Annotated in this window: 17 protein-coding genes; all 17 read right to left on the bottom strand. The window is 63.8% G+C overall.

The window, feature by feature from the left end; genetic code table 11:
- Positions 1-196 precede the first annotated feature (196 nt).
- Positions 197-793 carry a PqiC family protein gene (locus tag ACMZ6R_RS17840; RefSeq protein ID WP_416113982.1) on the bottom strand — a complete coding sequence of 199 codons (597 nt, stop codon included), beginning with the start codon at positions 791-793 and terminating at the stop codon, positions 197-199.
- The gene (locus tag ACMZ6R_RS17835; protein ID WP_416113980.1) at positions 790-1803 is read right to left on the bottom strand and encodes an MlaD family protein; all 1014 of its coding nucleotides are present in this window, start codon (positions 1801-1803) and stop codon (positions 790-792) included. The genes ACMZ6R_RS17840 and ACMZ6R_RS17835 overlap by 4 nt, the downstream gene beginning before the upstream one ends.
- A gap of 32 nt (positions 1804-1835) precedes the next feature.
- Complete coding sequence (locus ACMZ6R_RS17830; protein WP_416113978.1) at positions 1836-2624, bottom strand: ABC transporter ATP-binding protein; 789 nt, start codon at positions 2622-2624, stop codon at positions 1836-1838.
- Between the two features lie 6 nt (positions 2625-2630).
- Complete coding sequence (locus tag ACMZ6R_RS17825; RefSeq protein WP_416113976.1) at positions 2631-3788, bottom strand: MlaE family ABC transporter permease; 1158 nt, start codon at positions 3786-3788, stop codon at positions 2631-2633.
- Between the two features lie 194 nt (positions 3789-3982).
- Positions 3983-4327: a hypothetical protein gene (locus ACMZ6R_RS17820; RefSeq protein ID WP_416113974.1), complete on the bottom strand. Its 345-nt coding sequence runs from the start codon at positions 4325-4327 to the stop codon at positions 3983-3985.
- A 107-nt stretch (positions 4328-4434) separates the two neighbouring features.
- A complete protein-coding gene (locus ACMZ6R_RS17815) occupies positions 4435-5211 on the bottom strand; it encodes a prepilin peptidase (protein WP_416113972.1) in 777 nt (258 codons plus the stop codon).
- Between the two features lie 196 nt (positions 5212-5407).
- Positions 5408-6058 (bottom strand): hypothetical protein, encoded by a 651-nt coding sequence (locus tag ACMZ6R_RS17810; protein ID WP_416113970.1) that lies wholly within the window; start codon positions 6056-6058, stop codon positions 5408-5410.
- A gap of 84 nt (positions 6059-6142) precedes the next feature.
- Positions 6143-6289 carry a hypothetical protein gene (locus tag ACMZ6R_RS17805; protein WP_416113968.1) on the bottom strand — a complete coding sequence of 49 codons (147 nt, stop codon included), beginning with the start codon at positions 6287-6289 and terminating at the stop codon, positions 6143-6145.
- A gap of 35 nt (positions 6290-6324) precedes the next feature.
- Complete coding sequence (locus ACMZ6R_RS17800; protein WP_416113966.1) at positions 6325-7191, bottom strand: hypothetical protein; 867 nt, start codon at positions 7189-7191, stop codon at positions 6325-6327.
- A 7-nt stretch (positions 7192-7198) separates the two neighbouring features.
- Positions 7199-7474, bottom strand: coding sequence for an HU family DNA-binding protein (locus ACMZ6R_RS17795; RefSeq protein WP_416113984.1), 276 nt, complete (start codon positions 7472-7474; stop codon positions 7199-7201).
- A 112-nt stretch (positions 7475-7586) separates the two neighbouring features.
- Positions 7587-8417, bottom strand: a complete 831-nt coding sequence (locus tag ACMZ6R_RS17790; protein ID WP_416113964.1) for a MinD/ParA family protein — start codon at positions 8415-8417, stop codon at positions 7587-7589.
- 8 nt (positions 8418-8425) lie between these two features.
- Positions 8426-9292, bottom strand: coding sequence for a GGDEF domain-containing protein (locus ACMZ6R_RS17785; protein WP_416113962.1), 867 nt, complete (start codon positions 9290-9292; stop codon positions 8426-8428).
- Positions 9282-10389, bottom strand: a protein-coding gene (gene prfB, locus ACMZ6R_RS17780) for a peptide chain release factor 2 (RefSeq protein ID WP_416113960.1) whose coding sequence is annotated in 2 segments (ribosomal slippage) — positions 9282-10313 and positions 10315-10389 — 1107 coding nt in all. Because the reading frame shifts where the segments join, the coding sequence is not laid out codon by codon here. The genes ACMZ6R_RS17785 and prfB overlap by 11 nt, the downstream gene beginning before the upstream one ends.
- 15 nt (positions 10390-10404) lie before the next feature.
- Positions 10405-11931 carry an apolipoprotein N-acyltransferase gene (gene lnt / locus ACMZ6R_RS17775; protein ID WP_416113958.1) on the bottom strand — a complete coding sequence of 509 codons (1527 nt, stop codon included), beginning with the start codon at positions 11929-11931 and terminating at the stop codon, positions 10405-10407.
- 72 nt (positions 11932-12003) lie between these two features.
- On the bottom strand, positions 12004-12819 hold the full coding sequence (locus ACMZ6R_RS17770; RefSeq protein ID WP_416113956.1) for a hemolysin family protein: 816 nt from the start codon (positions 12817-12819) through the stop codon (positions 12004-12006).
- Positions 12820-13169: 350 nt separating this feature from the next.
- Entirely contained in the window at positions 13170-14255 is a 1086-nt protein-coding gene (locus ACMZ6R_RS17765; RefSeq protein WP_416113954.1) for a hypothetical protein, read from the bottom strand.
- A 45-nt stretch (positions 14256-14300) separates the two neighbouring features.
- A complete protein-coding gene (mnmG, locus tag ACMZ6R_RS17760; RefSeq protein ID WP_416113952.1) occupies positions 14301-16157 on the bottom strand; it encodes a tRNA uridine-5-carboxymethylaminomethyl(34) synthesis enzyme MnmG in 1857 nt (618 codons plus the stop codon).
- Between the last annotated feature and the right edge of the window lie 118 nt (positions 16158-16275).

Below are 16275 nucleotides of genomic sequence, written 5' to 3'. Positions count from 1 at the left end.
AGCCTGCCGCGAAGCGGCGGCATCGTCCCAAGCAAATTCCGCCGCCATCTTCTCCACTCTCCGCCTGACCGCGCACAACCCGAGATTCCGCCCGACCAAAGCACACCGGTTGGGGGGCCCGGGGGGCCCACGGCCTCCCGGCGGGGGTGCGGGGGCAGAGCCCCCGCCTCTTCGTCTCCGTTACGTCTTCGTTCGCCTACTGCCGCAACGTGTCCGCCACGTCCTTGGCGAATTTCTCCACGAGTTTGCTTTGGGCGGCGGCGAGGTCGGCGTAGCCCGGGCCGGTGGTGGCTTCCTGGTATTCGACGCTGCGCCAGGCGAGGTTGTTGCCGTCGGCGTCGACCACGGACCAGCTGGCGCGCAGGGTGGCGTTCTGGCCGAGTGTGCCGTCGAAGCGGGCGACCTGGATGACGATCTGCTTGTCCGGGTGTCCGCCCACGGGCCAGGGGTAGGTGACGAGGGGCTTGGCGCAGAGCAGCATGCCGAGGTTTTCGGCCAGGGCCCGCTGGAAGTTGTCACGCAGCGGTTCGGCCCATTGGTCGAATTCGGCCAGATGCATCTGGTTGGGCCCCAGGCGCGTGACGATCTGGGCGCGGTCGAGGTAGGCCGGGAAATCCACGGGACCGATGCCGATGGACTGGCAGGGACCTGTGATGGGCGCGGTTTTTTCCTGGGCCGCGTTGCTCAAGGAAAAAAAGTGGGTGGGCGCGGATTTGCCGCAGCCCGTCAAAAGCGGCAGGCAGCAGGCGGCAACGGCCACGACGGCGGTGAGGGTACGGGGGCGAAGGCTCATTTGCGGGGTCCTCCCTTGCCTTGGATCAGGGCTTCGGGGTGGCGTTCGAGGAAATTGGCCAGTTCGCGAATGGACCGGGCGGCGTTCGCAATTTCGCCCAGGGCCCGGTTGAGGTCCGTGACGGTCGGCGAGTTGGAGTTGATGATTTTCTGGAAGTTGCCGATGGCGGAGCGCCCGTCCTTGAGGGTGGCGTCCAGGGACTGGATCGCGCCCTTGGCCGAGGTGCTCAGGCCTTCGCTGCGGCGGTCGAGGTTTTTGGCCAGGTCGGAGTAGTTCTGGAGGGCCTGCTCGATCTTCTGGGCCAGGGGGCCCACCTTGCCGCGGATTTCGGTCAGGATGTCGCCGCCGTTGGTGAGGGCGGTGTCGATCTTGCCGGGAATGGCTTTGACTTCAGGCGAATTGATGAGCTGCTCGAAGCCCGAGACCGCGCTGATGAGCCGGTTGACCAGCTCCTCGAGGGGCAGGCGTTTGATGGTTTCCGTCAGCTTTTCAAAAGTCGAGGGCACGGTGGGGATTTCGGGCAGGCTGGTGTTGCCGACCAAGCGTACGGGGGTATCGGGCATGAGGTCCAGGGAAACGGCGAGCTGGCCGGTCACGAAGCTCTGGGTAATGAGCTGGGCGCGAAGGCCCTTGTCGATCAACTGGGTCAGCAGCGTTTCCGAGCCTTCATCACGCGCCTGGGCCAGGTTTTGAAGACCCTTCTGCATGCTCTTGTCGTGGATGATCTTGATCTTGCCGCCCATGATTTCCACCACAACGGGGATGAAGAAGTGCAGCCGGGTGGGATCGGCCTCGATGCTGATTTCGGTTACCGAACCGATGGGAACTCCCCGGAAGAGTACCGGCGCGCCGACTTCGAGTCCGCTGACGGAATTGGGGAAGAACATGATGCATTTGTATTTTTGCGTGAAAAACATGCCCGAGCCCAGAGCCACGATGGCCCCGAGGGCCAGGGCCAGGGCCCCGAGGACGAACAGGCCGAGCAGGGTTTTGTTGGTTTTGGCGCTCATGGGTGTTTTTTTGTGTCCTGGCCGCGAGGCCGTTATTCCTGGCCCCGGGTAAGAAAGTGGCGCAGGTTGGGATCGGTTGTATGGGCCAGGAGTTCCTTGGGGTCGCCGCTGGCGCTCATGGTCCGGGTTTCGACGTTTAAAAAGACGGAGTTGTTGCCGATGGCGAAAATGCTGGCCAGTTCGTGGGTGACGACCACGAAGGTGGCGCGCAGGCTGTCGCGCAGCTCCATGATGAGTTCGTCCAGAAGGTGGGCGCTGACCGGGTCGAGGCCGGCCGAGGGCTCGTCGAAAAAGAGGATGTCCGGGTCAAGGGCCATGGCCCGGGCCAGACCGGCCCGTTTGCACATCCCGCCGCTTATTTCCGAGGGGTAGAAATCCTCGAACCCGGCCAGCCCGACCAGGGCCAGCTTGAGGGAGGCCAGTTCGCGGATCTCTTTCGGTTTGAGCTTGGTGTATTGCGACAAGGGAAGGCTGATGTTTTCGGCCAGGGTCATGGAGCTGAAAAGCGCGCCGGACTGGTAGAGGATGCCGGTGCGGCGAAGGATCGTGTCGCGGTTCTCGGGCGTGGCGTCCCAGAGGCTGCCTTCGCGGTAGAAAACCGTGCCGACGGCGGGCTCCTTGAGGCCGACCAGCACGCGCAGGAGCGTGGATTTACCGCAGCCGCTGCCGCCCATGATGATGAAGATATCGCCCGTATTCACCGTGAACGTGAGGTCGCGCATGATGACGAAATCACCGTAGGCCAGGGTCAGGTTTTCGACGCGGATGGCCGGTTTTTCGCTGGCTGCGGGAGTCGGGGGGGAGGTTGTCGTTGCGTCCATGGGGTCTCACACGCCGATGATGTTGCAGGACACGGTGATGATGGCCGTGGCGATAATGATGGCCAGGATGCTCGTGACCACGGCTGCCGTGGTTGCCTGCCCGACGCCCAGGGCGCTTCTGCCGCAGCGCATGCCCCGGTAGCAGCCGGCCATGGCCACCAGCACCCCGAAGACCGTGCTGTGGACCATGCCGATCCAGAAGTTGACCAGGGGCACGGACTGCCAGGTGTGGGTCAGGTACTGGACGGGATTGATCTTGAGCATGAACACCCCGACGATAAAGCCGCCGAGGATGCCCATGAGGTCGGCATAGACGCACAAAAGGGGCATCATGAGCACCAGCGCGATCATCCGCGGCAGGACCAGAAACTGGGTCGGCGAGAAGCCGAAGGTGCGCAGGGCGTCGATTTCCTCGTTGACCTGCATGGTGCCGAGTTCGGCGGCATAGGCCGCGCCGGTGCGGCCGGCCATGATGATGCCGGTCATGATCGCGCCCATGACCCGGACCATGGCGATGCCGACAATGGTGGAAACGTAAATCTGGGCACCGAACTGGGAAAGCTGGATGGCGCCGACAAAGGCCAGGATCAGGCCGACCAAAAGGCTAATGAGCGAGACGATGGGCAGCGCCTCGACGCCGGCCTGGTAGATGAGCGCCCAAAGGTTCGAACGCTGAAATACGGCTTTGCCGCGCGCCAGGGCAAGGCAGGCCAGAGTGACGTCTCCTAGGAATTCCAGTAGGTTGTATACGCCCTGCCACGCGCCGAGGGCCAAATCGGCCACCTGGGCGAGAAACGGAATCCGGGCTTTGTTGCGGGCGGCTCCCTGGCGTTCGGGCACTTTCTCGGCCAGTTCCAGCAGGCTTTTCGCGCCAGAGGGCAAGCCGGACAAATCGGGTACGACGCCATGGGCCTTGGCCAGGGCCAGGATGGCGCGGCATTGGGTCAGAAAACGGCTGTCCCAATCCGTGACCTTGGCGCTTTCAAAGGCCAGTCCCTTGGGCGCCGGGGCTTTGGCCAGGGCCGCCCGGACCGGGGACAGATCGGGGAACGGCCTGTCGATGCGCCATGTCCCGGAAAAGGTCAGGGTAAGCACGCCGTCCGACTCGGCCATACTGCGGGCCGGGGCGTCGGGGGGAGGGCTGGGAAGCGGGGAGTGTGTCATGGCAAGGGGAGCCGTGCGGGCATCAGTTTTGGGACCCGGTTTAAATCCAATGGAAACAGGCAACTGTCAAGCGACAACCTGATGTCGGATGTGTAGGTTTCGGCTTTGGCCGCCCTGGGTGATCTTGGCGGAACAGGCGCGCCGCCTTGCTTCGGCAGCGCGCCGTGTCCTTTGGCCGAGGATTTTTCCAGGCGTTATTTTTTTGTGGGATACTGGCGCAGGCATTCCTGGTCGCACAGGTCGCTGCCGCGATCAAGCATGTACCCGCAATCCTGCATGTCGTACCCCTGTAAGTAGAGGTGATTGTAGACTTGGTTGCAGGCCGTACGGCAGGCCCCGGAGGTGGCGTATTTCTGCGAAATGACGTTGTCGAACTGCTGACAGATGTTCATATCGGAACCGCAGGGGTCCGATCCGGGGGGCGTAATGCAGTTGCCGTAGAACATGGAAGGCGAGGCTGGCTTGAGTGGGGCGCAGCCCGCAACGAGACCCAGCAGAGCCGTTGCGGCCAGAAAAAGGTAGATGATGCGGCGTGACATGGCTTCCTCCCTCTGTTGATGGATGCGGGATACACAGATTCATCAGGATATGCCTAGCATGGTCCGGTGGCAAAAAGCCAGCCCGACGTTGCATTGCGCGTAAATCCTTAATGCCCGATCAGCAGACGGAAGATGGCCGGGCCGTAAAGCATCTGCACCATGCCCCCGAGACAGAGAAACGGACCAAAGGGAATGGGCATGGATCGCTGTCTGCCCTGGCCCAGGATGAAAAACGGACTGGCCAAAAGCGCGGCCACGGAACCGATGAGCACCGCGTAGGGCAGCCCGAGGGCGCCCACCACGCCGCCGATGGAGAGCATGAGCTTGACGTCGCCCCCGCCCAGGCCGTCCACGCCCTTGGTCAGCCGGTAGACGGCGGCAAGCAGCCAGAAGACGCCGAATCCCGCCGCCGCGCCGATAAGCGCCGGATACAGCCCTATGCCGGGGTGCAGGATGCCCATGGTGATGCCGAGCGCGCCCGCCGGGTAGGTCAGGACGTCGGGCAGCAGGTAGACCTGAAAATCGATGCCCGAGGCCACGATGTAAAGCCCGCCCAAGGCCAGGCAGGCGAGAAACCACCAGCCTGGGCCGAAGGCCAGGGCCGCCAGGACGGCCCAGACCGCCGAGGCCAACTCGATAAGCGGGTAGAGGGGGGGAATGCGCTCCCGGCAGGACGAGCAGCGCCCCCGCAACAGCACATAACTTACAACCGGCAAGAGCTCCCACCAGCGAAGCCTGTGGCCGCAGCGCGGACAGTGCGACGGCGGCCGGACAATGGATGTTCCAGCGATGCCTCGCGACACGCACACCGAATAAAAACTGCCGAGCACAAGGCCCAGCACCCCGGCAACCGTCGGGAAGATATAAGGAAAAAATATATTCATTGGATATGGGTAGGAGATGCGAGAGGGGAAACCCTTTAAAAAGGGTTCTCCCCTCTCGCGCTCTCCCCTTCCTCAATTTTTTGATTTTTCTTCGTAACGTACAGCAAATATAGTACTATTATTAAAAGTCTTTGGAAAGGGGGCCTGGGGGAAAACTTTTCTTCAGAAAAGTTTTCCCCCAGATTCTTTAGGGCGGCTATTGGAAAAGTTTTTCCACGGCCGGGTCGGCGGGATAGCGCTCGTCCAGGGAGATGACCGAGGTCTTGTAGGTCTGGCCGGGTTTCCAGGCAAAGTCCGGGCCGCCGGGCAGGGTGAACAGATCCAGGCGGTTTATGGTCTTGCCCTTGATGTAGGTCCGAGCCCACAGGGTCTTGCCGTCGGCCGAGGGTTGCCCGGCGTTACCGGCGTTGGGGCCGCTGCCGAGCAGGATGTCCAGGGTGCCGGGATGGGCTTCGAGAAAGGCCTTTTCGTCGCCCATGCCCAGGCCGCTTAGGCCGATGACGAGGCGGGCCTTGCCCCTTAGCGCCTTGGCCGCCTGGGCCACGGCGTCGCCGAGGGCGGCCGGAGCCGGCTTTTTCGGGTCGGGCGAGGGCGGGAAAAAGACGATGCCGATCGTATCCCCGCCAAGGGTCACCAGCTTCGTTCGGGGTTCGGTGGTAAGGACGTTGAAGGCGGCGGGCAGGGGCGCGCCGGATTTCTTGAGAAAGGCCGCCTCGTCGGGGGTGAGCGCCCCGGCGTCGTAGCCCATCATCTCCAGGGCCTTGACCATGCCGGGTATCTTTCGCGGATCGGGTTTGGCTTCCAGATCGTAGTCGGGGAGGACCTCGAAGGGACAGGCCAGAAGCAACAGCCTGTCATGCAGCGACGGGGCGTTGCGCAGGGTTTTGATGAAGGCGGCCCGCCGGGCCAGCCCGCCGATGAGCTTGCCGCCTCAGGAGGGGCACGGTGCGACGTTGCCGTAGGTGTTGCCGGTAAAAAGGATGGTGAGCACAGGCTCGGCCGCCCGGGCGGGCGGGATGGCCTGGACACAAATCAGGAGCACGGCGGCCAGGACGGCGCGCAATAGCGTTCGCAGCACGGGAAAAACCTTTTCAGACGGTGTGGGACGTCGGATCAGAACAGCTTTTCGATGGCTTCGGCCTGGGGAAAGGCCGCGTCCAGGGGCTGGACCTTGGCCATGAAGTTGTCGCCAACCTTCCAGGTGAAGCCGGATGCGCCGGGCAGCGCGAACAGGTCGAGCCGGTTTATCGTCTTGCCCTTGATGTAGGCCCGGGTCCACAGCGTTTTGCCGTTTTTCGAGGTCCGGGAAGGAAAGCCCGAGCCTCCGCCACTCCCGAGCAGCACATCCACCGCGCCGACGCGGGTGTTGATGAAGGCTTCCTCGTCGATGGCGCCCCAGGGGCTTATGCCGACGACCAGGGCCGTCTTGCCGCGCAGCCCGGCCGCCGCCTTGGCCACGGCGTCCATGAGCTTGTCCGGCACGGGGGCGCTCACATCGGCGGGCATGGGGAAAAAGACGAGCCCCACGGCCTTGCCGCCGATGGTCATGATCCTCGTGGTCGGCTCCTGGCCGAGGACGACCGCGCCCTGGGGCACGGCGGCCTTGTGGTCGGCCAGGATCTTCACTTCGGCCGGGGTCACGGCCATGACGTCATAGCCCAGGCGCTCGTGGGCCTTAGCCACGACCGGAAGCTTTTCGGGCTCGGGCGGGGCGGCCGAAACTTCGGGCAGAAACTCCCAGGCCCCGGCCACGACCAGGGTCTTGCCGGCCGTGGCCGGCTGGGTGCGCAGGGTGTGGATATAGGTCGCGCGTCGGGCCAGGCCGCCAAGCTTCTCGGGGCCGCAGGTGGGGCAGGGATCGTAGTAGCCGTAGGTGTTGCCGGAAAACAGGATGGTCAGCAGGGGATCGGCGGCAAAAGCCGGCCGGATCGCCGGAACCATAAGGATCAGGCTCAGGAGAAAAAAACGCAGTGATCGCATGGGGAGCCTATTTGTTCAGATATTCCTTGAGTTCCTTGCCGGGGCGGAAAAACGGGAGCTTTTTCGGGGCCACGGTGACCACGTCGCCGGATTTGGGGTTGCGGCCGGTATAGCCTTTGTAGCCCTTGAGCTTGAAGCTGCCGAACCCCCGGATTTCCACGCGGTCTTCGTTTATGAGCGCCTGCTTGACGGAATCGACGAAGGCATTGACGATGTCCGCCGCCTCATCGATATGCAGGTCCTTGGTTTCGGCCAGGGTTTTGATGAGTTCGCTTTTGTTCATCGCGGTGTCCTCGCGCTGTTGACGGTTGACCGGGTGCCGCCGGATGCTGACGGTCGAGCAATCGTCCATCTATTTCATACCATTGCCGAAAAATGATGCCGTTCGTCAAGGGCTACTTCGGGGAATGGGGAAGTTTTCCCAGCACCGGCATGCTTTGCAAGGCCGCCTGGCGGGATTGCCGGATGCGGTGCAGCTTGACGGCGCTGGCCAAAATATCCTGTGCTGCCGGGCACCTGGGCGCATGGCGCAACAGCGGTATCTGGCGGCGCACCGCGTCGGGCAGGGACGGGTCGGAGCGAACGCCGCCGAGCAGCTCCGGGGTAAATCCCAGGAAATGCTGGCAGGCCGAGGCCAGACGCCCATAGGTGGCCTTGGTGTCGGCGGCGCCGCTCACCTGATTGACCAGCACGTGGAAGTCGGAAATCCCGTATTGGGAATGGAGCACCTTGATGACCGCGTAGGAGTCGGTCAGGGACGTGGGCTCGGGCGTGACCACCAGCACGTGCACATGACTCATGGCGGCAACGGAGAGCACGGTCTGGGAGATGCCGGCCCCGAGGTCGAGCATGAGGTAATCGTAGTCGCTAAAGGCCTTGTTGAGCTTGTGGAAAAGGATCTCGCGCATGTCGTCGTCCATCTCCAGCAGCTCGGGCACGCCGCTGGCCGCCGGCAGGAAGTCGAAGCCGCCTTCTTCCACGGACAGCATGACCTCCTCGGCCGTGACTTCGGGGCGGAAGAGGTCTTGCAGGTTTTTTTCCGGCGACAGGCCGAGCAGCACGTCCACATTGGCCAATCCCACGTCGAAATCCATGAGCAGGACCTTGTGCCCGGCGCGGAACAGGGCATAGCTCAGGTTGAGCGCGAGATTGGTTTTTCCCACGCCTCCCTTGCCGCTCAAAATGGCGACGGACAGGGAGCTCCTGGGGTTTATGACTTGGGACATATGCCGCCTCATCCTTTGGTTAAACCGGTAAAAAGAAATCTTTTTTCGTCCGCGCGCACGAGCGTCTTCTCCGGGGGGCCGGTCAGGTCGGCGATGGGCGCGGCCATGACCCGGTCCTTGCCCGCGGCCTTGGCCTGATACAGGGCCGCGTCGGCCAGGGAGTAGAGCTTTTCCCTGGTGGTGGGGATCTTGCCTTTGGTGATGGACAATCCGGCGGAGATGGTGATGTGGAGCGGCGTGGGCACGCTGTCGCACAGGATCGTCATGGCCCGGGCCGCGGCCAGGACGCGGCTGACGACCATTTCCGCCCGCACCAGACCCACGCTCGGCAGGATCAGGGCGAACTCCTCACCTCCGATCCGGGCGGCGTAGTCGTAGGTGCGCTTCTCGGCCAGCAGCATGGCCGAGAGGTTTTCGAGCACCTTGTCGCCGCAGGGATGACCGTAGGTGTCGTTGACGGTTTTGAAGTCGTCGACGTCGAGCAGCACCAGGGCCAGGGATTGGCCGGCCCGGTAGGCCCGGACCAGTTCGGCGGACAGGATGCGCTCGAAGGCTCCCCGGTTGTACAGCTTGGTCAGGGGGTCGTGTTCGGAGAGGAAGACCAGTTCCTTGAGCGTTTCCTGGATGCGCGCGAGAAAAGGCAGGGGGTTGGTGTGCAGGGGCAGGGCCAGCCAGTCCCGAAAGTCCCGCTGCCTGTTCATGGCCTCCCAGTCGGCAAGACATAGCCCCGAGCACAGGCGCATGATGATCATGCCGTCCCCGTCCGCATCGCAGGAGGGCTTTTCCACGTCGGCCAGCAGGCGTCGCAACGTCTCCAGTTCCGCCAGCAACTCCTCCCGGGTGGTGAAGGGCAGGTGGCCGTTTTCAGGATTCATTGCCGGCCTGCAGCAGGTAGCCGCGTATGAACTTGTCCAGATCGCCGTCGAGCACAGCCTCGACGTCGCCCATTTCCACGCCGGTGCGGTGGTCCTTGACCAGTCTGTAGGGCTGCATGGTGTAGGTCCTTATCTGGGAGCCGAAGCCGATGGCGTTTTTCGACTCGTAGCTTTCCTGCTTTTCGGCCTGGAGTTTTTTGAGTTCCAGATCGTAGAGCCGGGCCTTGAGGACTTTCATGGCCGTTTCGCGGTTGCGGTGCTGCGATTTCTCGTTTTGGCACTGCACCACGATGTTGGTCGGCAGGTGGGTGATTCGGATGGCCGAGGAAGTCTTGTTGACGTGCTGTCCGCCGGGGCCCGAGGCCCGAAACACGTCGATGCGCAGGTCCTCTTCCTTGATGTCGATATCGATGTCCACGCCCGCGTCGGGATAAACGTCCACCGAAGCGAACGATGTATGGCGACGTCCCGAGGAGTCGAAAGGCGAGATGCGGATAAGCCGGTGGATGCCTTTTTCCACGGCCAGCATGCCATAGACGTAGGGGCCGGAGAATTGGAGCGTGACGCTTTTGACGCCGGCCTCGTCTCCGGGCAGGTAATCGAGGATCTTGACGCCAAATTGCTTGCGCTCGGCCCAGCGGCGGTACATGCGCAGGAGCATCTCGGCCCAGTCCTGGGCCTCTGTCCCCCCGGCTCCGGGATGGATTTCCAGGATGGCGTCGACGTTGTCCTCGGCCCGGAAAAAGGCGGCCAGTTCGGCATCGGCCAACTCGCCGCCAAGCACGGCGATCTGTTCGGCCAAGGCGTCGAGGACCTCCGGACTGCCGTCCTCCTTGGCCAGGGACAGCCACTCGTCGAGGTCCGCCTTGGCGGCCAGCAGTTTCTCACCGTTTTCGACTCGGGAGGTCAGCATGCTTTTCTCCCGTAAAACCGGTGTCAGACGCTCGGGTGCTTCCCAGGCGCCGGGTTTGGCCAGTTCGGCCTCGATGGCCGACAGACGGGATTTCGTCTGTTCCAGGTCAAAGACGCCTCCAGAATTCATCGAATTTTTCGAGAAGCTCCGTGCCCGTGGTGCGCAGTTCCGAATATTGCAACATGAAAGGATGGCTCGCTTAGAGGGTTTTGCCGCGGGGGGATACGGCATCGCGGCGATTTCGGGAAAAAAGGGCGATCAGACACAGCGCCAGGAAAGCGCCCGGCACGGCAAAAGTCAACAACTGGAAGTGGCGGTGGAACCAAGTCGTTTCCGAAACGATGGGCACCTCCGGGCATGGCAGGGCCAAGGTGGTGAAAAGTCCGCCCTGGGCCATGATGCGTCCCCGGGGGTCTATCACGGCGGAAATGCCCGAATTGGTGCCGCGGATGATGGCCCGTCCCTGCTCCACGGCGCGAAGCAGGGCCACGTCGAGATGCTGGCGCGGCGCGGCGGAATCACCAAACCAGGAGTCGTTGGAGATGTTGACCAGGATGTTGGCCCCGGCCGTCACCCGCTGTTGCGCCAGTTCCGGAAAGATTGCCTCATAGCAGATAAGCATGCCCAGGGCAAGGTTGCCTTCGCCGAGCGGCTTTTCGGCGTGGCCGGGCCGGAAATCGCCCACCCCCTCGACAAGCTTGTGGATGAAGGGGAGGTACTTGCCGAAGGGCACATACTCGCCAAAGGGCACGAGGTGCTCCTTGTCGTAGTAGCTTTCGCGTCCCGACGGCATGAGCAGGTAGGCCCGGTTGAAAAGCACCGGCCCCTCGGGCCGCCGCTCGTAGGCCGGCGCGCCGAAGACCACCGGCACCTTGGACGCGGCCGCGAAATCGGTCAGCATCGCGGACAAGGGCCCGTGATCCTGGAAGTAGAACGGCATGGTGGTTTCCGGCCATACGAGCAGGTCGGTAGGCGCGTCCTTTATGGCCTGCCGCGACAGGGCGATGTATTTTCCCACGGTGTCGCGCTGGGATTCGGGGTCCCATTTGCGGCTTTGGTCCACGTTGCCCTGGACGATAGTGGCGTGGATGGTGCCGTCCTTGTCAATGGGCTCGTCGAGCCGGCTGTTGCCCAGGAAAAAAAGTCCCACGGCCACGAGCACGGCCACGAGTCCCTGGCGGGAGACGGGGCCGCACACGGCGATCCAGCCGGCAAGGCCGGCCAGCAGGCCGGAGAGGCCATACGAGCCGATAAAGGCCGCCCCCTGGATGGTCGCCGGCCAGGGGGAAAACGCGCCGGCCAGGGCCAGCCAGGGAAAGCCGGTCAAAAGCGTGCCCCGGGCCATTTCCAGACAGGTCCAGGCCAGGGCGTAAAAAGGCCCGAACAGCCACGGAGACAGCCGGGCCGCGCCAAAGCGGGTCAGGCCGGCCAAAATCATGGTGTAAAGCCCGAGCACCATGCCGACCAGCACCGGCACGGGCAGGGCCAGCGGCCAGGCCAGGCCGCCGTAGTCGTGGATGGGTAGGGCCGTCCAGTACAGGCTGCCGCAGGCGGCGAGCCCCCCGATCAGCCAGCCGGCCTTGAGCGCGGACTTAAGCGATGGGGCCCTTACGGCGGCCGCCGCCAGCCCGGCCGGAAACAGCAGGACCAGTAAGGGCAGGCGGTAAACGGGATTGGCGAAACCGAGCCAGGCGCCGATCACGGCCAATATGCAAGCTGTCGTCACGATGGTTCTTTGTGGACGCCACAGGTTGAAAAGATGCCGAAGGGATTGTTCACAGGGGACAAGGTGGCGCGCCTAGGCGGCGGGCTCGATGGCGATCCAGCGGATCTGGCGACGGTCCGCCTCGCGGATGGTGAAGCGCCGTCCTTCCAGGGTGAAGGCGTCGCCCTGGCGCGGCACCCGGCCGGCCAGTTCGGTCAAAAAGCCGCCGATGGTCTCCACCTGTTCCGATTCCAGGTCGAGGCCCAGGGCGGCATTCAGGTCTTCCAGGGGGAAGCGGCCGGAGACGCGGTAGACGCCGGGGCTTGTTTCCTGGATTTCCTCGGGCTTGCTCGGGTCGTGCTCGTCCTCGATCTCGCCCACGATCTCCTCCAGCACATCCTCCAGGGTGATGAGCCCCGAAGTGCCACCGTACTCGTCCAGGGCGACGGCCATGTGCTTTTTCTGGCTGCGAAATTCCAGCAGCATGCGCTTGAGGTCGAGGGTTTCGGGCACGAACAGCGGGGCCCGCATGATGGCTCTCGGGTCGGGCTGTTCCCCGCCGGCCCCGACGATATGGGCGAGCAGGTCCTTGGCATAGACGATGCCCAGGATGTTGTCCCGGTTGCCCTCGTAGACGGGGATGCGGGAATGGCCATGGGTGCGGATAAGTTCGCAGATGGCCGGAATACCATCGTCGGCTTCGGCGCAGACGATGTCGGGCCGGGGAATCATGATGTCGAAGACCTGCTTTTTTTCCAGGCGCAGGATGTTGAGCAGCATGGAGGCGTCTTCCTGGATGAGGCTGCCTTCCGCCTTGGCCTCCAGGATGAGTTCTTCGATGGAAATGCTTTTCTGACGGAAAAACTTCCCCAATGCGCCCCAAAATCGACTGTCGGAATCGTCGTCCAACCCCTTTCTCCTTGGCGGGCCCGTCCGGGCCGCGCTCCTCGTGTCGTATTCGTGAAACGGGTGTATACGAATTACGACGACAACACAGCTGGATAATTATGTATTTTTCTAAAAATCCCGCAGTGCTTTTTTTAAAGCGGCACAATGCCGGCCACCCTGCCCGCCGCGCGTGACGTCCTGCCGACGATTTGCAAAAAAAACGTGGCCCGGATAGCAAAATCGCCGTACTCCGTCCATGGGCCAGCCCGGCCGGGGCGGGGATTTCCCGCCTTCCCAGGGACCGTATCGGCGATCGGCTCCGGTGCGTTCCCAGCCGTCCATCGGGTTTTTCCCGGCAACCGGGGCTCGCCTCATGCCCCCCGTGATCGGTACATGGCCAGATGCCTTCTGAAAGCCCAATCGTCCAGGGCCGGCACGCCGGCGGCCGCCGTCTTCCAGGACAGGTTTTCACGGGTCTCTTCGGACGTCGGCACGCCGAAGCTCAGAATATGGAACCCGAAGCCCTTGGTGCCGCTTATCCCCGGATCGCCGTAGGCGTTTTGCAGGCGCAGGGCCAGGAAAAATTCCACCGGCTGCCCGGCTTCCGGTTCGGCCAAAAGCAGTTGCATGAGAAAACGGTTGGACGGCTCGAATAACGAGGCGTGCTTTTGGATGGGCTCGGCCGGGACTTCCAGGCGCAGGCCGCCGCCGGAAATGTTGCGCAGTTCGACAGCCGGCAGCGGAAGGCCGGGATCGAGGCGCAGTATCGGTTTGCCCCAGGTGGAGGGGGTGGCGAAGTTGCCCTTGGCCAGCTTGATGGTGTTTTCATGCCACAACGCCAGCTCGAGCACGAGGTTGCGGGGCGGCTCCACCCGCAGAAAACCGCGTTTCTGCTCGAGCTCGAGCCGGGTCGGCCAGCCCACGCGCATGTGCACGAACGCGTCGCTGGCCTTGCGCACGGTGATGATGGGGGCCACGAAGTTGTAAAAGCTTTGATAGTCCTTGCGCGGGTCCAGACGCAGCCGGAAATCGCAGACCACCAGTTTGCCGGCCCAGGACGGGGTCGCCCGCACGAGGGAAGTCATCTCCAGGTCGATGCCCCGGCCGGGATCGGCGGACAGGATGGAGGCGTCGGTGGAGCGGGCGCCGGGATCGTCGCGCACGAAACTGACCCGCACCTTGCTGCGCTGGGTCTGGGCCGTGTCGAGCAGGGCGCGGATCTCGCCGGGATTGACGATCCAGGAGGAGGGGCCGGTTTCCTTGTTGCCGATGCGGATCTTGAGGAGAAAGCCGGCCGCGATGCACAGGAAGGCGAAGCCAAAGACGCTCGCCATCAGGATCATGGCCTCGGGCGAATAATGCCCCGAAGTGGTGGAGTCGAGCATACGATTCCACCAACCGGGATCGAACAGGCTTAAAAAAGCCGGCAGTTCGCCTATGGCCCTGGAAGAAAGCATAAATTCTCCATAAGCGAACATTCTGGCGGGCACAAGCCCATGCGCTTACCCGGCGTGCTTTTTCAGATGGATTTCCAGGCAGGAAAGCGCGGCCGGGGTGACGCCCGAGATCCGTCCGGCCTGCCCCAGGGTGCGCGGCGCGATGCGCGACAGTTTTTCCACCACCTCCCGCGACAATCCGGCCACGGCGGCATAGTCCGTATCCGGCGGCAACAGCACGGCTTCCAGGCGGTCCATGCGGCCGGCCAGCTCTTCCTGGCGACGCAGGTAGCCTTCGTATTTGATCCGCGTTTCGGCTTCCACGGCGATGGTCGCCTCGAGGTCCGCCAGCTCCGGCCAGAAGCGGGCCAGGTCGGCAATCCCCACCTCGGGCCGGCGCAGCAGTTCGTCCAGGCGCAGGCTGCGGTCGTGGGGACGGCCGCCAAGGGCCTGCCAGCCCGCGTCGTCACAGTCGTCGGGCCGCACGCGGCGTCCGGTTATCCCGTCGATGACGGCGGCGAGGGCGGTCTCTTTGCGGCGATAGAGGTCCCACTGACGGTCGCCGACAAGCCCCAGTTCGCGCCCCATGGGAGTGAGCCTCGCGTCGGCGTTGCCCTCGCGCAACAGCAGCCGGTGCTCGGCCCGGGAGGTGAACATGCGGTAGGGCTCGCTCGTGCCCTTGGTGACCAGGTCGTCGACCAGCACGGCGATGTAGGCCTGGTCGCGCCGGGGCAGGAAAGGCTCGCGCCCGGCCAGGGCGCAAAAGACGTTCAGCGCCGCCCACAGCCCCTGTCCCGCCGCTTCCTCGTAGCCGGAAGTGCCGTTGATCTGTCCGGCCAGGTAGAGCCCGGGCAGGGCCTTGGTCTCGAGCGTCGGCAAAAGCTGCACCGGATCGGCGTAGTCGTATTCGATGGCATAGCCGGGGCGCACGATGACCGCCTTCTCCAACCCGGGAATGGTGGCGATCATGGCCTTTTGCGTCTCGATGGGCAGGCTCGTGGAGATGCCGTTGGGATAGATTTCCGGGCTCTCCAGGCCTTCGGGCTCCAGAAAGACATGGTGGCGGTCTCGCTCGGGAAACCGCGCCACCTTGTCCTCCACCGACGGGCAGTAGCGCGCGCCCGTGCCTTCGATGACGCCGGTAAAAAGCGGCGAGCGGTCGAACCCGGCCCGGATGGCCTCGTGGGTGCGGGCGTTGGTGTAGGTCAGATGGCAGGGCACCTGCGGCAGGACCGGTCCCGGGCCGTGGAAACTGAAGGGCGGCGGCGGCGTGTCCCCGGGCTGGGGCGTGGTGGCGGAGAAGTCGATGCTCTTGGCCAAAAGTCGCGGCGTTGTGCCGGTCTTGAGCCGGCCGAGAGCAATGCCGTGGCGGCGCAGGCTGGCCGAAAGCCCGTCGGAAGGCGGGTCGCCAAGTCTTCCGCCGCGAAGCTTGGTCAGCCCGATATGCATGAGGCCGCCAAGAAACGTGCCGGTGGTGAGCAGGACCGCCCGGGCGGCGAAATCTTCGCCCGAGGCCACGCGCACGCCGCAGGCCCGGCCGTCCTCGGCCAGCACCTCCTCTACCGAATCCTGGCGCACGGTCAGGTTGTCCTGGCCGAAAGCCGCCGCCTTGACCACGCGCATGTAGGCGTCGCGGTCGATCTGCGCCCGTGTGGAGCGCACGGCCGGACCCTTACGGGTGTTGAGCGTGCGGAACTGGATGCCGGCCGCGTCGGCCCAAAGGCCCATCATGCCGCCAAGCGCGTCGATCTCGCGGACCATATGCCCCTTGGCCAACCCGCCGATGGCCGGGTTGCAGGACAAATGACCGATGCGGTCCACGTTTTGAGTCACAAGCAGCGTCGCAAGCCCAAGCCGGGCCGCGGCCATGGCCGCCTCGCACCCGGCGTGCCCGGCGCCGACGACGATCAGGTCGAATGTCATGGAGATGGAATGCCTCCGGCGGGCAGGGGGGAAACTTTTTGAAAAAAGTTTCCCCCCTGCACCCCTCTTCAAAAACTTTTAACGGGGATGGTGATGGGCACGAATATCCATATATAAC

It is taken from the genome of Solidesulfovibrio sp. C21 (genome assembly GCF_047785625.1).
Classification (GTDB): Bacteria; Desulfobacterota; Desulfovibrionia; order Desulfovibrionales; family Desulfovibrionaceae; genus Solidesulfovibrio.
Note: the sequence above shows the minus strand (reverse complement) of the source record. Positions and strands in the feature narration are given on the sequence as shown.